A 16,576-nucleotide genomic window follows, 5' to 3' on the forward strand; every position below is an offset into this window, starting at 1 on the left:
TGTTTCGGTGGTCATAGCGGAGGGGAAACGCCCGGTCTCATTCCGAACCCGGAAGCTAAGCCCTCCAGCGCCGATGGTACTGCACTCGGGAGGGTGTGGGAGAGTAGGACGCCGCCGGACTCAACGTAACAGCCGAGGGCCGCCCTGGATCGGGGTCGGCCCTCGGCTGCTTTTGTATGTCTGCCCCCGAGTAACTTTGAACGTTGAGGCAAGCCCGCCAACCCGAGGGCCGGCCGTACCGGAAGGATTGATCCGTGACTACTGGACCCCAGGACGAGGGCGGCTCCGGCTCCCGCGACGACGAGCGCGGCGGCCGCGGTCGCGAGGGAGACCGTGGTGGCGACCGGGGCGGCTACCGCGGCGGTGACCGCGACCGCGGCGGATCCTCCGGTGGCTTCCGGGGCGACCGTGACCGAGGTGGCTCCGGTGGCTTCCGGGGCGGTGACCGCGGTGGCTTCCGCGACCGTCCGCAGGGCGGCGGCGGGTTCCGCGACCGTGAGCGTGGCGGCTATCAGGACCGGGGCGACCGGTCGGGTGGCTCGGCCGGCGGTGACCGTGGTGGTTTCCGCGGCGGAGACCGTGACCGCGGCGGCTACCAGGGTGGCCGCAGCTCGAGCGGTGGCGACCGCGGAGGCTTCCGCGACCGTCCGCAGGGCGGCGGTGGCTTCCGGGGCGGCGACCGTGACCGTGGCGCCTTCCAGGACCGTGGCGACCGTCCCCAGGGTGGTGGCTTCCGCGACCGGGGTGATCGTCCCCAGGGCGGCGGGTTCCGTGACCGTGGCGATCGTCCGCAGGGCGGTGGCTTCCGGGGCGGTGACCGTGACCGTGGTGGGTTCCAGGATCGTGGCGACCGCCCCCAGAGTGGTGGTTTCCGTGACCGCGGTGACCGCCCTCAGGGTGGTGGGTTCCGCGACCGTCCCCAGGGCGGTGGCTTCCGCGATCGCGGTGACCGTCCGCAGGGTGGCGGTTTCCGTGGTGGCGACCGTGACCGTGGCAGCTTCCAGGATCGCGGTGACCGTCCCCAGGGCGGTGGCTTCCGTGACCGGAGTGACCGTCCGCAGGGTGGCGGCTTCCGGGGTGGCGACCGCGACCGTGGCGGCTTCCAAGACCGTGGCGATCGTCCCCAGGGCGGTGGCTTCCGTGATCGCGGTGACCGTCCGCAGGGTGGCGGCTTCCGGGGTGGCGACCGCGACCGTGGCGGCTTCCAAGACCGTGGTGACCGTCCCCAGGGCGGCGGCTTCCGTGACCGTGAGCGCGGTGGGTTCCAAGACCGCGGCGACCGTCCGGGTGGCGACCGGGGCGGCTACCGCGGTGACCGAGGTGACCGGCCGCAGAGTGGTGGTTTCCGCGGCGGTGACCGGCCGCAGAGTGGTGGTTTCCGTGGCGGCGACCGGCCCCAGGGCGGTGGCTTCCGTGGCGGTGACCGTGACCGTGGCGGGTTCCAAGACCGGGGTGACCGTCCCCAGGGCGGTGGCTTCCGGGGTGGCGACCGTGACCGGGGCGGCTACCAGGATCGTGGCCAGAGCCGGGACGACCGCGGCGGCTACCGCGGCGACCGTCCGTCCGGCGGTGGCTTCCGTGACCGTGACGGCGGTGGCACTCGGGGCAGCTTCCAGGGTGGCTCGGGTGGTTACCGGGGCGACCGTGACCGGGGTGGCTACCAGGACCGTGGTGGCGACCGGGGCGGTTTCCGCGGTGGCGACCGTCCGCAGGGCGGCGACCGGCCGGGCAACCGCGGCGGCAGCGGCTTCCGGGACCGTCCGCAGGGCGACCGGGGCGGGTTCGACCGTGACCGCGGCGGCTTCCAGGATCGCGGCGACCGCGACCGGGGCCCGCGTGAGGGTGGCTTCCGCGACCGGGACGAGCGGGGCCCGCGCGAGGGCGGCTTCCGGAGCCGGGACGACCGCGGTGGCTTCCGCGGCGACCGTCCGCAGGGTGGCGGCTTCCGCGACGACCGGGGACCGCGAGTGCGCGACGACCGGGACGACCGCGGTGGGTTCCGTGACCGCAACGACTACGGGCGCGACGACCAGCCGGCCTTCAAGGCACCCGAGATCCCCGAGGACATCGAGGCGGCCGACCTCGACAAGGAGGTCCGCTCGGAGCTGATGGCGCTGGCCCGGGACGTCGCCGACTCGGTCTCGCGTCACCTCGTCGCGGCCGGTCAGATCATCGACGAGGACGCCGAGCTCGCCCTTCAGCACGCGATCGCGGCCCGGCGGCTCGCGTCGCGGATCGCCGTCGTGCGGGAAGCGGTCGGTCTGGCGGCCTACGCGGCCGGTGACTGGACGACCGCGATCGCCGAGCTGCGCACCTACCACCGGATGACCGGCAAGCAGACGCACCTGGCCGAGCTGGCCGACTGCGAGCGCGCGCTGGGCCGTCCGGAGCGGGCGATCGACCTCTACCGTGGGGCCGACCTCGAGAAGATGGACAAGGGCGGCGCGATCGAGCTGCTGATCGTGGCGGCCGGCGCCCGCGGTGACCTCGGCCAGCACGACGCGGCCGTGGCCATGCTGCAGGTCCGCGAGCTGACCAACGACGAGGACGCCGAGTGGGCGGCGCGGCTGCGTTACGCCTACGCGGACGCTCTGCTCGCCGCCGAGCGTCGTGACGAGGCCCGGGAGTGGTTCGCCCGGGCCGCCGCGGCCGACGAGGACGGTCTCACCGACGCGGCCGAGCGGCTTCTCGAGATGGACGGCGTCACCCTCGAGGACGACTCCGATGACGACGACGAGCGCGACGGCACGACCTCGGACGACGACGAGCGCGACGACCACGAGGCGGCCTACGACGACGAGGACGACGAGGACGATGACGATCGGCCTCGGGCGGACTATGACGAGGACGACGACGAAGACGACGATGACGATCGGCCTCGGGCGGAGTACGACGAGGACGACGACGAAGACGACGATGACGATCGGCCTCGCGCGGAGTACGACGACGAGGACGAAGACGACGACGATCGGCCTCGAGCGGACTATGACGAGGACGACGACGAAGACGACGACGATCGGCCTCGCGTGGACTACCAGGGGGACGACGAAGACGACGACGATGACCGGCCCCAGGCCCGGCACGACGACGAGGACGAGGACGACGAGGACGACAAGGTGGTCGCCGCGGCGGACACCGACGTCAACACCGACCCCGTCGCCGTCGAGGACGTCGCCGAGGAGCTCGAGGCCGACGCCGAGGAGCTGAAGGACGCCAAGGACGACAAGGGCGGCCCGGACGAGTTCGTCAGCAAGAAGCCCGAGTAGTGGCCGGCCACGCAGCGAGCGAGAACGCCGAGACCGATCTGGCCGGCGGCTACGACCAGGTCATCTTCGATCTGGACGGGGTCGTCTACCTGATCGACAAGCCGATCCCGGGCGCGGTCGAGGCGGTCGAGACGCTGCGTGGGCGCGGTACGGCGGTGGCGTATGCGACGAACAACGCGTCCCGCCGTGCCGCCGAGGTCGCGGCCCTGCTGACCGGCATGGGTGTTCCGGCCGAGCCGGCCGAGGTGCTGAACTCGGCCGGCGCGGCCGCCGCCCTGCTCGCCGGGAAGCTGCCGGCCGGCTCGCCCGTGCTGGTGGTCGGCGCCGACGCGCTGCGTGACGAGGTCACCGAAGCCGGTCTGACTCCGGTGCAGACGCTGGAGGACGAGCCGGTGGCGGTCGTGCAGGGCTACGGTCCTGACGTCGGCTGGCGCATCCTGGCCGAGGCCGTGCTGGCCGTACGGGGCGGCGCCCTGTGGGTCGCCACGAACACGGACCGGACGCTGCCCAGCCCGCGCGGCCCGCTGCCCGGCAACGGCTCGCTGGTCGCCGTGCTGCGGACGGCCCTCGATCGCGAGCCCGACGTGGTCGTGGGCAAACCGGAGCCGGCCCTGTTCACCACCGCGGCCGCGCAGGCGGGGGCCCGGCGGCCGCTGGTGGTCGGCGACCGGCTCGACACCGACATTCAGGGCGCGGTCACCGCGGGCCTGGACAGCCTTCTCGTGCTGACCGGGGTGAGCAGCCCGGCCGACCTGCTGGCGGCCGAACTGCACCGGCGCCCGGCCTTCGTGGCGGCCGACCTGTCCGGCCTGTTCCGCCCGGCGAACGAGGCCTCCGTGCCGCTCGACGCCCCCGAGGCGGACGGCTGGCGCGTCACCCGCGACGGCCACAAGGCCACATTGGACGGTGCCGGTGACCCTGTGGTCGCTCTGCGGCTGCTCTGCGCGGCTACGTGGGACGGCGTCCCGCTGACCGGCCTCGAACCGGCCTCCGACGCGGCCCGCGAGCTGCTCAACAGCTGGGGTCTTTAGCAGTCCGGACGCGAGACCGGCTGGGACCGCGGGCCGGACGCGAGATGGGCTGGGACCGCGCGACCGGGCGCGAGATGGGCTGAAGCCGCGGGGCGGACGCGAAGTCCGAAAGACGCCAGCACCGGCCGCCGGCTCCCGGAAGCATGGTGGCATGCATGTCGTACCCGGTCTCAAGGTCCTGTATTTCGGCACGCCCGTGGTGCTCCTCAGCACCGTCAACGCGGACGGCAGCCCCAACCTCGCGCCCATGTCGTCGGCCTGGTGGCTCGGTCAGACCGCGATCCTCGGCATGGGCGACCGCAGCCGCACGGCCGAGAACCTGCGGCGCGAGCGCGAGGTCGTGCTCAACCTGGCGCCCTCGTCGCTGGTCGGGGCGGTCGACCGGATCGCCATGACGACCGGGCGCCCGGACGTGCCGGAGCGCAAGGCGGCCCAGGGCTACCGTTATGTGCCCGACAAGTTCGCGCTCGGCGGCCTGACTCCGCAGACGTCCGACCTGGTGGCGCCGCCGCGGGTGGCCGAGTGCCCGATCCAGCTCGAGGGGCGGGTCGTCGGTGCGCATCCGTTGACCGAGGGCGGCGCCACGACGTACGAAATCGAGGTTTTGCGTACGCACGTGGAGGCCGACCTGCTCATCCCGGGTACCGCCTACGTCGACCCGCTGCGGTGGGACCCGCTCATCATGAAGTTCACCGAGTTCTTCGGCGGTGGCGTCAACGTGCACGAGTCGCGGCTGGCCGAGGGCTGGCGGATGCCCGCGCTCGGCCACATCGGACGATAGCGAGGCCGGCACGAAGGTCCGGCCCCTGCGCCCGTACGGGGGAATGGTCTGGACCTGTGCGGGAAAGTCAGAGGAGCTTGCGCAGTTTGAGCAGGTCGAACGGGTTGGCCTTGATCTTCACCTGACCGGAGGCGACCGCGCGGGTGACGTCGAGCCGCCCGCCGACCAGGGCCAGCAGGTCGTCGCCGTTCGCGATCAGGGCGATCTTGGCCTTGGGGTCGTCGCCGTCGGCGATGTCGGTGAGCAGGCCGTCGTTCAGCCGGCCGTGGAAGGCCGTCTCGAGATCGGGGACGCGGCACGCCAGCGTCCGGTCGAAGTCGAGCTTGCCACGCGTCTCGGCGTTCTTCTCGAGACGTGCGGCGAGGTCGTGCAGCGCCTGCCGGCACTCGTCCACGGTGGCCATCGGAACCCTTTCCTCGCGACATGCGGTCGGCGTACCGCACCGTACCTCACGAACTCCTGCGAACCGCCCGGTAGCGTGACACCCGACGAGCCGCGAGAGGAGCGGAACATGCCGGACGCATGGCGGGCGTATCTGGAGATGGCGCTCGGACTGACCGAAGCACCGCGTAAGCGCGCCCAGAAGGTGGCGGGCGAGCTGGTGAACCGTGGCGGGGCCACGGCGACCCAGCTGCAGGGCCTGGTCGACGATCTGCTGTCGGCCGGCATGGCGAACCGCGAGGCACTGACCAACATCGTGCGTTACGAGGTCGACAAGGCTCTCGGCGTGGTCGGGCTGGCCACCGCCGAAGAGGTCACCGAGCTGACCGGACGCGTACGGGATCTGGAAAGGCAGTTGCGGGAGGCGGAGTCGCGGGCCGCGACCGGCCTCGCGGCCGACGCTCCGAGCGAGGGCACCGGTGGCACGCGGCTGGACGAGCCGGCCCCGATGCCACGTAAGGCCGTCGCCAAGAAGGCGGTGGCCAAGAAGGCCGCGCCGAACAAGATGCCGGCCGCGGGCACCACCCCGGCGACCCCGCCGGCCAACACGGCTCCGGTCGCGGAGCCGCCGGCCAAGAAGGCGGTCGCGGAGCCGCCGGCCAAGAAGGCGGTCGCGGAATCGCCGGCCAAGAAGGCGGTCGCGGAATCGCCGGCCAAGAAGGCGGTCGCGAAGAAGACGGTGGCCAAGAAGGCGCCGGCCAAGGCTGTGCCGCCGCCGGACGAGGTGGTTCCGGCCGCGAAGAAGGCCACCGCGAAGGCGGCGCCGGCCACCCTTCAGGCGGAAGCGGTGGGCGCGCGTCCGGCCAAGAAGGCGGTCGCCAAGAAGGCGCCGGCCAAGAAGGCCGCGCCGGCCAAGAACGCTGAACCGGCTAGGAAAGCGGCTAAGAAGGCGACCCCGGCTGCTCCCGCGGGCACGGCCGGCGCGCCGACCGCGGGCGTCAAGGAGGCCGCGGCGGCCACCGAGCTGCCGCCGGTCTCCAAGGCCACGCAGCCGTCGTTCGTCGAGCCGCGGAACCCGGAGGCGTCATGACGTTCCCGAAGCCGGGACCGACGCCGGGCGGGTTCCGGCCGGGTCCGCCTCCCGGCGGCTTCCGGCCGGGTCCGCCGACGGGTGGTCCGGCACCGCAGGCGCCCGCGGTCAGCGTGCCCGCGGCGGTCGACGAGGCCACCGGACGGATCGTCGAGGAGACCGGTCACCCCGCGGTCGACGAGGTGCTGCGCTCGCTCGCGAACGCGGCCCGACTCGCTCCGGCCGAGCAGATCGCCGAGTACGAGGCGGCGCACCAGGTTCTCCAGGAGACCCTGGCCGGCATCGACCGGTGAAGCGCGCCCGTCTCGACGCCGAGCTGGTGCGCCGCAAGCTGGCCCGATCGCGGGAGCAGGCGGCCGCGCTGGTCGAGGCCGGCCGGGTGCAGGTGCGCGGCACGGTGGCCCGCAAGGTGGCCGCGATGATCGACCCGGCCGACCCGGTGATCGTCACCGGCGAGGACCCGGCGACCGAGTACGTCTCGCGCGGCGGCCACAAGCTGGCCGGCGCGCTGGCGGCGTTCGCCCCGCGCGGCCTGGCCGTGACGGGGCGGCGCTGCCTGGACGCGGGCGCCTCGACCGGCGGCTTCACCGATGTGCTGCTGCGGGCCGGGGCGCGGCAGGTGGTCGCGGTCGACGTCGGCTACGGCCAGCTGGCGTGGCCGATCCGCACCGATGAGCGGGTGGTCGTCCAGGAGCGTACGAACGTCCGGGCGATCACGCCGGAGTCGATCGGCGGCGTCGTCGACCTGACTGTGGCGGATCTCTCGTTCATCTCGCTGCGGCTCGTGCTGCCCGCCCTCACCGCCTGCACGGACACCGACGGCGACCTGGCGCTGATGGTCAAGCCGCAGTTCGAGGTGGGCAAGGAACGGGTGGGCGCCGGCGGTGTCGTCCGGGACTGGAAGCTGCGGGCCGAAGCAGTGCTCGACGTGGCCCGGGCCGGCGCCGACCTGGGGCTCGGGGTGGCCGGGGTGACCGCGAGCCCGTTGCCCGGGCCGAGCGGCAACGTCGAGTTCTTCGTCTGGTTCCGCCGCGACGCGCCGCCCGCCGATCGGGCGGAGATCGAAGAAGTGGTCGCCGCCGGACCGGCGATCAAGGTAGCTTCTGCCGGGCCGGAGCCCGCGCCGGCCGCCCCCTTGGAGGACACATGACGCGCTCGGCCCTGCTGGTCACGCACACCGGCCGGCGGCAGAGCACCCAGCACGCGCGGACCGTGGCGCGTGACCTGCTCGCGGCCGGTTTCGAGGTGCGGGTGATCGCCGAGGAGGTGGCCGATCTCGACCTGCCGCCCGAGGTGACGACGGTGGACGGTCCGACCCCGGCCGCCGCCGAGGGCGTCGAGATCGTGCTGGCCATGGGCGGCGACGGCACCTTCCTGCGGGCGGCCGAGCTGGCCCGCCCGGTCAAGGCGCCGCTGCTGGGCATCAACCTGGGCAAGGTCGGCTTCCTGGCCGAGGCCGAGATCGACCACCTCGACGACGCGATCAAGGATGTGGTCGACGGTTCGTACAAGGTGGACGAGCGCCTGACGCTGGACGTCCGGGCCGAATACGGCGGCCGCGTCATCGCCGAGTCGTGGGCGCTGAACGAGGTGAGCGTCGAGAAGGGTCAGCGGGCCCAGATGCTCGAGCTGCTGGTCGACGTGGACGGCCGCCCGCTGGCCCGCTACGGCTGCGACGGCGTGGTGTGTGCGACACCGACCGGCTCGACCGCATACGCGTTCTCGGCCGGCGGTCCCGTGGTCTGGCCCGAGGTCGAGGCGCTGCTGCTGGTGCCGATCAGCGCCCACGCGCTCTTCAGCAAGCCGCTGGTGACCGCGCCGACGTCGTCGTTCTCGCTGACGGTCGACCCCTACACCTCTTTCGCCGTGCTCTGCTGTGACGGGCGCCGCACCTGGGATCTCCCGCCGGGCGCCAAGGTCACGGTCGAGCGGGGCCAGTTGCCCGTACGGCTGGTCCGCCTGCAGCCGAGGCCATTCACCGACGTGCTCGTGGCCAAGTTCGCGTTGCCGGTCGAGGGATGGCGCGGCAGTAAGCGGTAGACCTCGCCCTGGTTTCTTTCGGTTTTCCGCCGCGGTCGGGCTCAGCCCGCGGTGGGCAAATGTCGGGGGGCACCACTACTGTCTGCCGTGTGCTGGAGGAACTGCGCATCACCGGGCTCGGCGTCATCGACGACACGACGCTGCGGCTGACGGCGGGCATGAACGTGATCACCGGCGAGACCGGTGCCGGTAAGACGATGGTGGTGACCGGCCTCGGCCTGCTGTTCGGCGGGCGGGCCGACGCCGGGCGGGTGCGCGCCGATCCGGGCCGCGCGGTCGTCGAGGGCCGTCTGCGGCTCGGCGGCAAGCTGGCCGACGAGGTGGTGACCCGGGTGTCCGACGCCGGCGGCGAGGTCGACGACGACGGCTCGGTGCTGCTGAGCCGCACCGTGACGATCGAGGGCCGGTCCCGGGCCCACGTCGGTGGCCGCAGCATGCCGGTGTCGATGCTGACCGATCTGGGTGAGCGGGTGCTGGCCGTGCACGGTCAGTCCGACCAGCTGCGCCTGCTGCGCCCGGCCGAGCAGCGGGCCGCGCTCGACCGGTTCGCCGGGCCCGAGCACGAGAAGCTGCTCGACACCTACCGCGAGGCCTACGGGCGGTGGCGGGCCGTGTCCGACGATCTGGCCGACCGCCGGCGCAACGCCCGGGCCCGCTCGCAGGAGGCCGATCTGCTCAAGCTCGGCCTCGACGAGATCAGCCGGGTCGACCCGCAGCCGGGTGAGGACGACGACCTCCGCAACGAGGTGCAGCGGCTCGAGCACGCCGAGGGTCTGCGGGTGGCCGCGGCCGAGGCGGCCCAGGCGCTCGCGGCCGGGGTCGAGGTGGCCGACGAGACGCCCGACGCCACCCAGCTGCTCGGCGCGGCCCGCCGCACCCTCGAGGCCCAGGCCCCGGTCGACCCGCTGCTGGGTGAGCTGGCGGCCCGCATCGAAGAGGCCGCGACCCTGGTGGCCGACGTGTCGTCCGAGCTGTCGACCTATCTGAGCAGCCTGGATGCCGATCCGGCCCGGCTCGAGCAGATCTATGAGCGCCGGGCCGCGTTGCGCGCGCTGACCCGCAAATACGCCGACGATGTCGAAGGCGTCATCACCTGGGCCGAAGAGGCGCGGGTCAAGCTGGCCGCGCTCGACTCGTCCGACGAGCTGCTCGACGAGCTCGACAAGGAACGGCAGCGGCTCGAGGCCCAGGTGACCGAGCTGGCGGCCCGGCTCACCGAGGCGCGGTCCGAGGCCGCGGTGCGGTTCAGTGCGGCGGTCAGCGTCGAGCTGGCCGGTCTGGCCATGCCGCACTCCAAGGTCGAGGTGGCCGTGGTGCCGCGGGCGGCGGGCAAGGACGAGCCGCCGATGGGTCCCGACGGCTCCGACGAGGTCGAGCTGCGTCTGCTGGCCCATCCCGGTGCGCCGTCGCTGCCGCTGCAGAAGGGTGCCTCCGGCGGTGAGCTGTCCCGGGTGATGCTCGCGATCGAGGTCGTGTTCGCCGGGGCCGGTGGTCCCGAGACGCTGGTGTTCGACGAGGTCGACGCGGGCGTGGGCGGCACGGCGGCGGTCGAGATCGGCAAGCGGCTGGCCCGGCTCTCGCGCACCCATCAGGTGCTCGTGGTGACCCACCTGCCGCAGGTGGCCGCGTTCGCCGACCGTCACCTGGTCGTCGCCAAGGACACCGGCGGCGCGATCACCACCAGCGGGGTCCGGATCGTCGAGGAGACCGAGCGGGCGCGCGAGCTGTCCCGCATGCTGGCCGGACTGCCCGACTCCGATCTGGGCATCGCCCACGCGGAAGAGCTGCTGGCCGTGGCCGGACGCGAAAAGAGGGCGTAGCCGAGGCGCGACAAAGGGCGTGGCGGGGGCGCGCACAATAGGTCTGAGCAGCGGCTTCGGTCATGGGACCCGGGCCGGAGGGAACTAGCGGGGCAAATGCCCCTTAGTGGGTGAGATCGCGCATGTCGCGTGCCAGGCGCGTGATTCGGCATGTCAGGATGGCCGTGATGCGACTTCCCACCTTGCGCCGCGCACGGAGCACCGATCCCGATGCCCTCGCCGGCACCGCCCGCCTCGACCGTCGGACCAAGCGTCTGACCGGTCGGCTGCGCCCCGGCGAGATCGCCGTGATCGACCACGTCGACATCGACCGGGTGGCCGCCGACGCGCTGGTCGCCGTCGGGGTGTCGGCCGTGCTCAACGCGAAGCCGTCGATCTCCGGCCGCTATCCCAACCTCGGGCCCGAGGTGCTGATCAAGAACGGCGTCGTGCTGATCGACGACCTCGGCGAAGAGGTCTTCGAGCGGCTCAGCGAGGGCGACCCGGTGGTCATCGAGGGTGACACCGTGCTGCTCGACGGCGAACCGGTCGCCTCCGGGGTCCGGCAAGACTCGGAGACCGTCGCGCGCTCGATGGCCGACGCCCGCGAGGGCCTGTCGGTGCAGCTCGAGGCGTTCGCCGCGAACACCATGGACTACCTCAAGCAGGAGCGCGAGCTGCTGCTCGACGGCGTCGGCGTGCCCGACGTCCGCACCCGGATCGCCGGGCGGCACGTGCTGATCGTGGTCCGCGGCTACGACTACAAGGACGACCTCGACGTCCTGCGGCCCTACATCCACGAGTACAAGCCGGTGCTGATCGGCGTCGACGGCGGTGCCGACGCGCTGGTCGAGTCCGGCTACACCCCCGACATGATCATCGGGGACATGGACTCGGTGACCGACGACGTGCTGCGTTGCGGGGCCGAGGTGGTCGTGCACGCCTATCCGGACGGCCGCGCGCCCGGTCTCGAGCGGGTGCACAAGCTGGACGTGGCCGCGCTGACCTTCCCGGCCGCGGCCACCAGCGAAGACCTGGCGATGCTGCTGGCCGACGACAAGGGCGCGACCCTGATCGTGGCCGTGGGCACGCACGCCAACCTGGTCGAGTTCCTCGACAAGGGCCGTGGCGGCATGGCCTCGACGTTCCTGACCCGGCTCAAGGTCGGCGGCAAGCTGGTCGACGCCAAGGGCGTGAGCCGGCTCTACAAGCAGAACATCTCGGGCTCGGCCCTGCTGCTGCTGGTGCTCTCGGCGACCGCGGCGATGGCGTCCGCGGTGGCGGTGTCGACGGTCGGGAAGGCGTACCTGACCGTGGTTTCCGAGTGGTGGGACAATCTGGTGTTCCAACTCGGCCATCTTTTCTGACGGGGCTTTCTGTCGTGATCAACTTCCGGTACCACGTCGTGTCGCTCACCGCGGTCTTCCTGGCTCTGGCCATCGGCCTGGTCGTGGGCACCGCCGCGCTCAACGGGCCGGTGGCCGACAACCTCAAGAGCCAGATCACCGCGCTCAACAAGGATCTGTCCAACAAGCGCGACGAGATCAACCAGTACCGCGACGAGATCAACCGCAGTCAGGAGTTCGCCACCGAGATCGCGCCGACCGTGCTCAACGGCAAGCTGGCCGGGCGCAAGCTGGCGATCCTGGCCCTGCCGGGCACCGACCAGTACGCCGACAAGGTGATCGCGATGCTGACCATCGCCGGCGCCACCGTCACGGCCAAGGTCACGGTGCAGGACAAGTTCTTCGACCCCGCGGTCAGCCTCGAGCTGCTCGACCTGGCCAGCGAGTCGTCCCAGCCGACCATCCGCACCGAGGATCTGCCGGTCAACAGCGACGGCGTCGAGACGGCCAGCGCGCAACTCTCGCTGGCCCTGCTGCAGCGCACCTCGCCCGCCGGTGCGGCCCCGGCCACCCAGCCGACCGCCGGTGACGTGACGGCGGTGCTGACGGCCTACACCAAGCAGGGCTACATCGCGGTCGACGACGAGGCGGTCGGCGGCGCCCAGGCGACCGTCATGATCACCGGAGCCCCGGCGGTCGACAAGGACGCCTCGAAGAAGGCCCAGTCGCTGGTCACCATGGCCGACCAGGTCTATCAGAAGGGCCCGCTGGTGGTGGCCGGGGTCGGCGTCGGCGAGGGCAACCTGATCTCGGCCGTGCGCGGCGACCCGACGCTGGTCAAGGCGATCTCCACGGTGGACAACGCGAGCACTGTCGACGGCCAGGTCGCGACGGCGATGGCGACCGTCGAGCGGGTGGTCGACGACAAGATCGGTCAGTACGGGCTGGCCACCGGCGCGGCCTCGCTCGTCCCCAAGGCCGCGTCGTAGCGGTCGCTCTCTAGACTTTCCAGCCATGGCCTCAGTTCTCCGGTCGGCCGGCGTCGGCGCGGCCGTCGCCCGCGCCGCCCTCGCCTGGATCCGCCGCGACCAGCGTGCCGCCGCCCTGGAACGCACCAACTTCCACGGCCGCACGGTCACCCTGGCCGGTGGTCCGGCGCTCGCCGCCGGCGCGACCACGGCCGCGGTGCTGGGAGCCGGTAGTGCCCGGCTCGCCGCGGCGGCGGCCACGGCCGGGGCGGTCTCCGGCGCGGTCGGCTTCTACGACGACATCGTCGGCAACCGGCCCGAACAGAAGACGGCCAAGGGCTTCGCCGGGCACCTGGGCGCGCTGCGCGAGGGCCGGGTCACCAGCGGTCTCGTGAAGATCGCCGGGGTCGGCGCGGCCGGGCTGGTGGCCAGCGCGTTGATCGGCAGCCGCCGCTCGAGCCGCTTCGGCCGGGCGACCGACGTGCTGCTCGGCGCGGGGGTCATCGCGGGCACGGCCAACCTGGTCAACCTGCTCGACCTGCGGCCGGGCCGGGCCATCAAGGCGGGCGCGATCCTCGGGACGCCGCTGCTCGCGGGCCGCGGCGGTGGGGTCGCGGCGGGCACGCTGGGCGCCTCGGCGGCGCTGCTGCCCGACGACCTGGGCGAAGAGATCATGCTGGGCGATGCGGGGGCGAACGCGCTGGGCGCGCTGCTCGGCGTGGCGCTGGTCGCCCGCAGCGGTCCGGCCGGGCGGCTGGCCGCGCTGACCGCCCTGGGCGCGCTGACCGCGGCCAGCGAGAAGGTCAGCTTCACCAAGGTCATCCAGGACACGCCCTGGCTGCGCACGGTCGACGAGCTGGGCCGCCGGGGCCCGGCGTGAGCCAGGCGCGTGCGGGTCTGGGAGGACGCGCCGGCCGGGGCTTCGCAGGACACGCCCTGGCTGCGCACGGTCGACGAGTGGGGCCGCCGGGGCCCGGCGTGAGCCAGGCGCGTGCGGGTCTGGGAGGACGCGCCGGCCGGGGCTTCGCAGGACACGCCCTGGCTGCGCACTGTCGACGAGTGGGGCCGCCGAGGTCCGGCGTGAGCCAGGCGGCCCGCGATCCGCGGGGGCAGCGAACACCGTGACTAAGGCCCCCGCGGTGCGGATCGCCGGGGCCGCGGCGCTGATCACCGTGCTCACGGTGGTGGCGCGGATCGCCGGGTTCGGCCGCACCTTCGTCTTCCTGCAGACGGTCGGCCACACCGATCTGGGCGACCTCTACAACGCCGCCAACACGATCCCCAACATCGTCTTCGAGCTGGTCGCCGGGGGAGCCTTGGCCAGCCTCGTGGTGCCCTTGCTGGCCGGGGCGGTCGCGGCGGGTGACCGCGAGCGGGTCAGCGCGGTCTCGTCGGCGCTGCTCACCTGGGTGATCGTGCTGCTGGTGCCGATGGCCGTCCTGGTCGCTCTGCTGGCGGGACCGATCGCCGGTCTGCTCGACGTGCCGGCCGCTGACCAGGCCACGGCGGCGAGCATGCTGCGGGTCTTCGCACCCCAGCTCCCCCTGTACGGAATCGGGATCGTGCTCACCGGCGTGCTCCAGGCCCATCATCGGTTCGCCTGGCCGGTCATCGCCCCACTGCTGTCCAGTGTGACCGTGATGGGCGCCTACCTGGCCTACGCGGGAGCCGATGGCAGTCAGACCGGCGTGGCGGGCCTGACCCGTACGGGCGAACTGTTCTTGTCGGTCGGCACCACCTGCGGGGTGGTCGTCCTCGCACTATGCCTGGTCATTCCGCTGCGCCGGCTGCACCTGCGCCTGCGGCCGAGCCTGCGGTTCCCTGGCGACGAGGGCCGTCAGGCGGTGCGGCTCGGCTGGGCGGGCGCTGTCACGGTCGGCTCCCAGCAGCTGATGACGATCGTGGCGATCTTCCTGCTCACCGGCGACGGCGATCTCACGCTCTACAACGCCGCGCAGACCGTGTTCCTGCTGCCCTGGGCGGTGCTGGCCGTGCCGGTGGCGACCGCTGTCTACCCCACTCTGTCGGCGTCGGCTAGTGCGGGCGACGAGGGGACGTACGGCAAAAACCTCTCGGCGACCGCCCGCACGGTCATGCTGCTGGCCGGTCTCGGGGCGGCCGCGCTGATCGCCGTCGCGGGCCCGGCCGCCTATCTGATCGATGCTGCGCCCGCTTCGTCAGGAATCATTGGCTTTGCGCCGGGCCTGATGGGATACGCCCTTTTCGCCCTTCTGTCCCGAGCGCTCTATGCCCGTGGGGCGACCAGGGCGGCAGCGTACTCGACGGCGATCGGCTGGATCGTGGCCGCCGTGACCGCCCTGGCGCTCTCCAGTGCGGGAGTGTTCGGGCTCGGGCTGGCCAACGCCATCGGGATGTCGGTTATCGGACTTCTTTTGATCTTTTCCGTACGCCGTCACGCCGGACCCGCCGCACTCGCCGGTCTCGGCCGCACCACGCTGGTCACGGTCGTTGCCGCCGGTCTGGCCGCCCTCGCCGGCTGGGGCGTGGTGGTCGGCCTGGGGCACCTGTTCGGCCCCACCCCGCAGGCGGTTCCCAGCATCGTGCAAGGCATATTGGGTGGGCTCGCCGTGCTGGTGGTCTTCGCCGGCGCCGCCTATCCGGTGGCCCGGCACGACCTGGCGCCGCTGGCCCGCCGCCTGCGACGCCGCGCGGCAGCCTGATTCACCGGCCGGGAAAGAGGGGGTTTCGTGGGGGACTGGCGTGGTTCGGTGGCTCTGGTGCTGGCGTCCAGCACCGGTGGGGTCGGCCAGCACGTCGCGTCCCTGGCCCGCGGCCTGATCGGGGCCGGGTGCGAGGTCATGGTGTGCGGCCCGGCGGCCACCGACGAGCTGTTCGGCTTCGCCGCCGCGGGCGCCACCTTCGTGCCGGTCGAGATCCCGGCCAGCCCGGGCGCGCAGGACGCGGGGGCCGTCCGGCAACTGCGCAGCGCCCTGTCGTCGCGACACCCCGACGTCGTGCACGCCCACGGCTTCCGGGCCGGGTTCGTCGCCCAGCTGGCCCGCTCCGGCACCCCGCTGATCGTCACCTGGCACAACGCCGTCATGTCGCGCAAGGGTCTGCGCGGGCAGGCCGCCACCCTGGTCGAACGGGTCGTCGCGCGCAGCGCCACGCTGACCCTGGGGGCCTCGCAGGATCTGGTCGACCGGGCCACCGAGCTCGGTGCCAGGCACGCCCGGCTCGGCTCAGTGGCCGCGCCCGCCCTGCCCGTGCCCAAGCGGACCCGGGCCGCCGTCCGGGCCGAGTTCCGGCTGCCCGCCGCCACCCCGCTGATCGTCTCGGTCGGCCGCCTGCACCCGCAGAAGCGCTACGACCTGCTGATCGAGGCGTCGGCCCGGTGGCGTGACCTCGATCCGGTGCCGGTCGTGGTGGTGGCCGGGTCCGGGCCGAGCTACATGCCGCTGGCCCAGCGGGCGTCCGAGCTGCACGCCCCTTTCCACCTGCTCGGCCGCCGCAACGACGTGTCCGAGCTGCTGCTCGGCGCCGATCTGGCCGTCATCACCAGCGACTGGGAGGCCCGGCAGCTGTTCGCCCAGGAGGCCCTCGAGTCGGGCGTCCCGCTGATCACCACGGCCGTGGGCGGGCTGCCCGGGCTGGTCGGCGACGCGGCCGTGCTGATCCCACCGGACGACGTGGACGCGCTCGACAATGCGGTGCGCGCGATGCTGACCGACCCCGAGCTGCGGGCCGACTACGCGGCGCGCGGGCCCGAACAGGCGGCTACCTGGCCGTCCGAGGCGGATACGGTCGCCGACGTCCTGGACGCGTACGGGGAAAGCCTGGGTCTTGTGCCGTGAAGGCTCTTGACCGGTTGCGCCGGGTGCGGAGGCCGTCGATCCCGAGCCGACGAGGCCCG

Annotated in this window: 13 protein-coding genes, 1 rRNA gene and 1 pseudogene; 14 read left to right on the top strand and 1 reads right to left on the bottom strand. The window is 72.9% G+C overall.

Annotated features, from left to right (window positions below; translation table 11 throughout):
• Positions 1-3: 3 nt before the first annotated feature.
• The 4 genes and pseudogenes from rrf (at position 4) to KOI35_RS42175 (ending at position 5,078) form a co-directional block, all read left to right on the top strand.
• A 5S ribosomal RNA gene (gene rrf, locus KOI35_RS42160) occupies positions 4-120 on the top strand.
• Between the two features lie 1,988 nt (positions 121-2,108).
• Positions 2,109-2,733: pseudogene (locus KOI35_RS49375) on the top strand (hypothetical protein); the annotation flags it as partial.
• Between the two features lie 532 nt (positions 2,734-3,265).
• Positions 3,266-4,297: an HAD-IIA family hydrolase gene (locus tag KOI35_RS42170; RefSeq protein WP_308121395.1), complete on the top strand. Its 1,032-nt coding sequence runs from the start codon at positions 3,266-3,268 to the stop codon at positions 4,295-4,297.
• A 151-nt stretch (positions 4,298-4,448) separates the two neighbouring features.
• Positions 4,449-5,078 carry a flavin reductase family protein gene (locus tag KOI35_RS42175; protein WP_215795363.1) on the top strand — a complete coding sequence of 210 codons (630 nt, stop codon included), beginning with the start codon at positions 4,449-4,451 and terminating at the stop codon, positions 5,076-5,078.
• Positions 5,079-5,145: 67 nt separating this feature from the next.
• On the opposite strand, the gene KOI35_RS42180 is transcribed toward KOI35_RS42175, so the two are convergent.
• Entirely contained in the window at positions 5,146-5,481 is a 336-nt protein-coding gene (locus KOI35_RS42180; RefSeq protein ID WP_215795364.1) for an alkyl sulfatase C-terminal domain-containing protein, read from the bottom strand.
• Positions 5,482-5,589: 108 nt separating this feature from the next.
• Between KOI35_RS42180 and KOI35_RS48645 the strand changes: the two genes are divergently transcribed.
• From KOI35_RS48645 to KOI35_RS42230, 10 genes are all read left to right on the top strand, one after another.
• Positions 5,590-6,549: a phasin family protein gene (locus tag KOI35_RS48645; RefSeq protein WP_438870656.1), complete on the top strand. Its 960-nt coding sequence runs from the start codon at positions 5,590-5,592 to the stop codon at positions 6,547-6,549.
• Positions 6,546-6,842, top strand: coding sequence for a hypothetical protein (locus KOI35_RS42190; protein ID WP_215795365.1), 297 nt, complete (start codon positions 6,546-6,548; stop codon positions 6,840-6,842). The genes KOI35_RS48645 and KOI35_RS42190 overlap by 4 nt, the downstream gene beginning before the upstream one ends.
• Positions 6,839-7,699, top strand: coding sequence for a TlyA family RNA methyltransferase (locus tag KOI35_RS42195; protein ID WP_215795366.1), 861 nt, complete (start codon positions 6,839-6,841; stop codon positions 7,697-7,699). The genes KOI35_RS42190 and KOI35_RS42195 overlap by 4 nt, the downstream gene beginning before the upstream one ends.
• Positions 7,696-8,589: an NAD kinase gene (locus KOI35_RS42200; RefSeq protein ID WP_215795367.1), complete on the top strand. Its 894-nt coding sequence runs from the start codon at positions 7,696-7,698 to the stop codon at positions 8,587-8,589. The genes KOI35_RS42195 and KOI35_RS42200 overlap by 4 nt, the downstream gene beginning before the upstream one ends.
• An 89-nt stretch (positions 8,590-8,678) precedes the next feature.
• Positions 8,679-10,409, top strand: a complete 1,731-nt coding sequence (gene recN, locus KOI35_RS42205) for a DNA repair protein RecN (RefSeq protein ID WP_215795368.1) — start codon at positions 8,679-8,681, stop codon at positions 10,407-10,409.
• Positions 10,410-10,576: 167 nt separating this feature from the next.
• Positions 10,577-11,755, top strand: a complete 1,179-nt coding sequence (gene steA, locus KOI35_RS42210; RefSeq protein WP_215795369.1) for a putative cytokinetic ring protein SteA — start codon at positions 10,577-10,579, stop codon at positions 11,753-11,755.
• Positions 11,756-11,769: 14 nt separating this feature from the next.
• A complete protein-coding gene (locus tag KOI35_RS42215; RefSeq protein ID WP_215795370.1) occupies positions 11,770-12,723 on the top strand; it encodes a copper transporter in 954 nt (317 codons plus the stop codon).
• Positions 12,724-12,748: 25 nt separating this feature from the next.
• Positions 12,749-13,582, top strand: a complete 834-nt coding sequence (locus tag KOI35_RS42220; protein WP_215795371.1) for a hypothetical protein — start codon at positions 12,749-12,751, stop codon at positions 13,580-13,582.
• Between the two features lie 241 nt (positions 13,583-13,823).
• Entirely contained in the window at positions 13,824-15,383 is a 1,560-nt protein-coding gene (gene murJ / locus KOI35_RS42225) for a murein biosynthesis integral membrane protein MurJ (RefSeq protein WP_215795372.1), read from the top strand.
• 27 nt (positions 15,384-15,410) lie between these two features.
• Positions 15,411-16,517 (top strand): glycosyltransferase family 4 protein, encoded by a 1,107-nt coding sequence (locus KOI35_RS42230; RefSeq protein WP_215795373.1) that lies wholly within the window; start codon positions 15,411-15,413, stop codon positions 16,515-16,517.
• Positions 16,518-16,576: the final 59 nt, after the last annotated feature.

The sequence above is a fragment of the Paractinoplanes bogorensis genome (genome assembly GCF_018829635.1).
GTDB classification, from domain to species: domain Bacteria; phylum Actinomycetota; class Actinomycetes; order Mycobacteriales; family Micromonosporaceae; genus Actinoplanes; species Actinoplanes bogorensis.

Bases quoted from the DNA above. Each gene is read 5' to 3' on its own strand.
- KOI35_RS42175 (WP_215795363.1), top strand. From the start codon at position 4,449: ATGCATGTCGTACCCGGTCTCAAGGTCCTGTATTTCGGCACGCCCGTG.
- KOI35_RS42180 (WP_215795364.1), bottom strand. From the start codon at position 5,481: ATGGCCACCGTGGACGAGTGCCGGCAGGCGCTGCACGACCTCGCCGCA.
- KOI35_RS48645 (WP_438870656.1), top strand. From the start codon at position 5,590: ATGCCGGACGCATGGCGGGCGTATCTGGAGATGGCGCTCGGACTGACC.
- KOI35_RS42190 (WP_215795365.1), top strand. From the start codon at position 6,546: ATGACGTTCCCGAAGCCGGGACCGACGCCGGGCGGGTTCCGGCCGGGT.
- KOI35_RS42200 (WP_215795367.1), top strand. From the start codon at position 7,696: ATGACGCGCTCGGCCCTGCTGGTCACGCACACCGGCCGGCGGCAGAGC.
- steA (WP_215795369.1), top strand. From the start codon at position 10,577: ATGCGACTTCCCACCTTGCGCCGCGCACGGAGCACCGATCCCGATGCC.
- KOI35_RS42220 (WP_215795371.1), top strand. From the start codon at position 12,749: ATGGCCTCAGTTCTCCGGTCGGCCGGCGTCGGCGCGGCCGTCGCCCGC.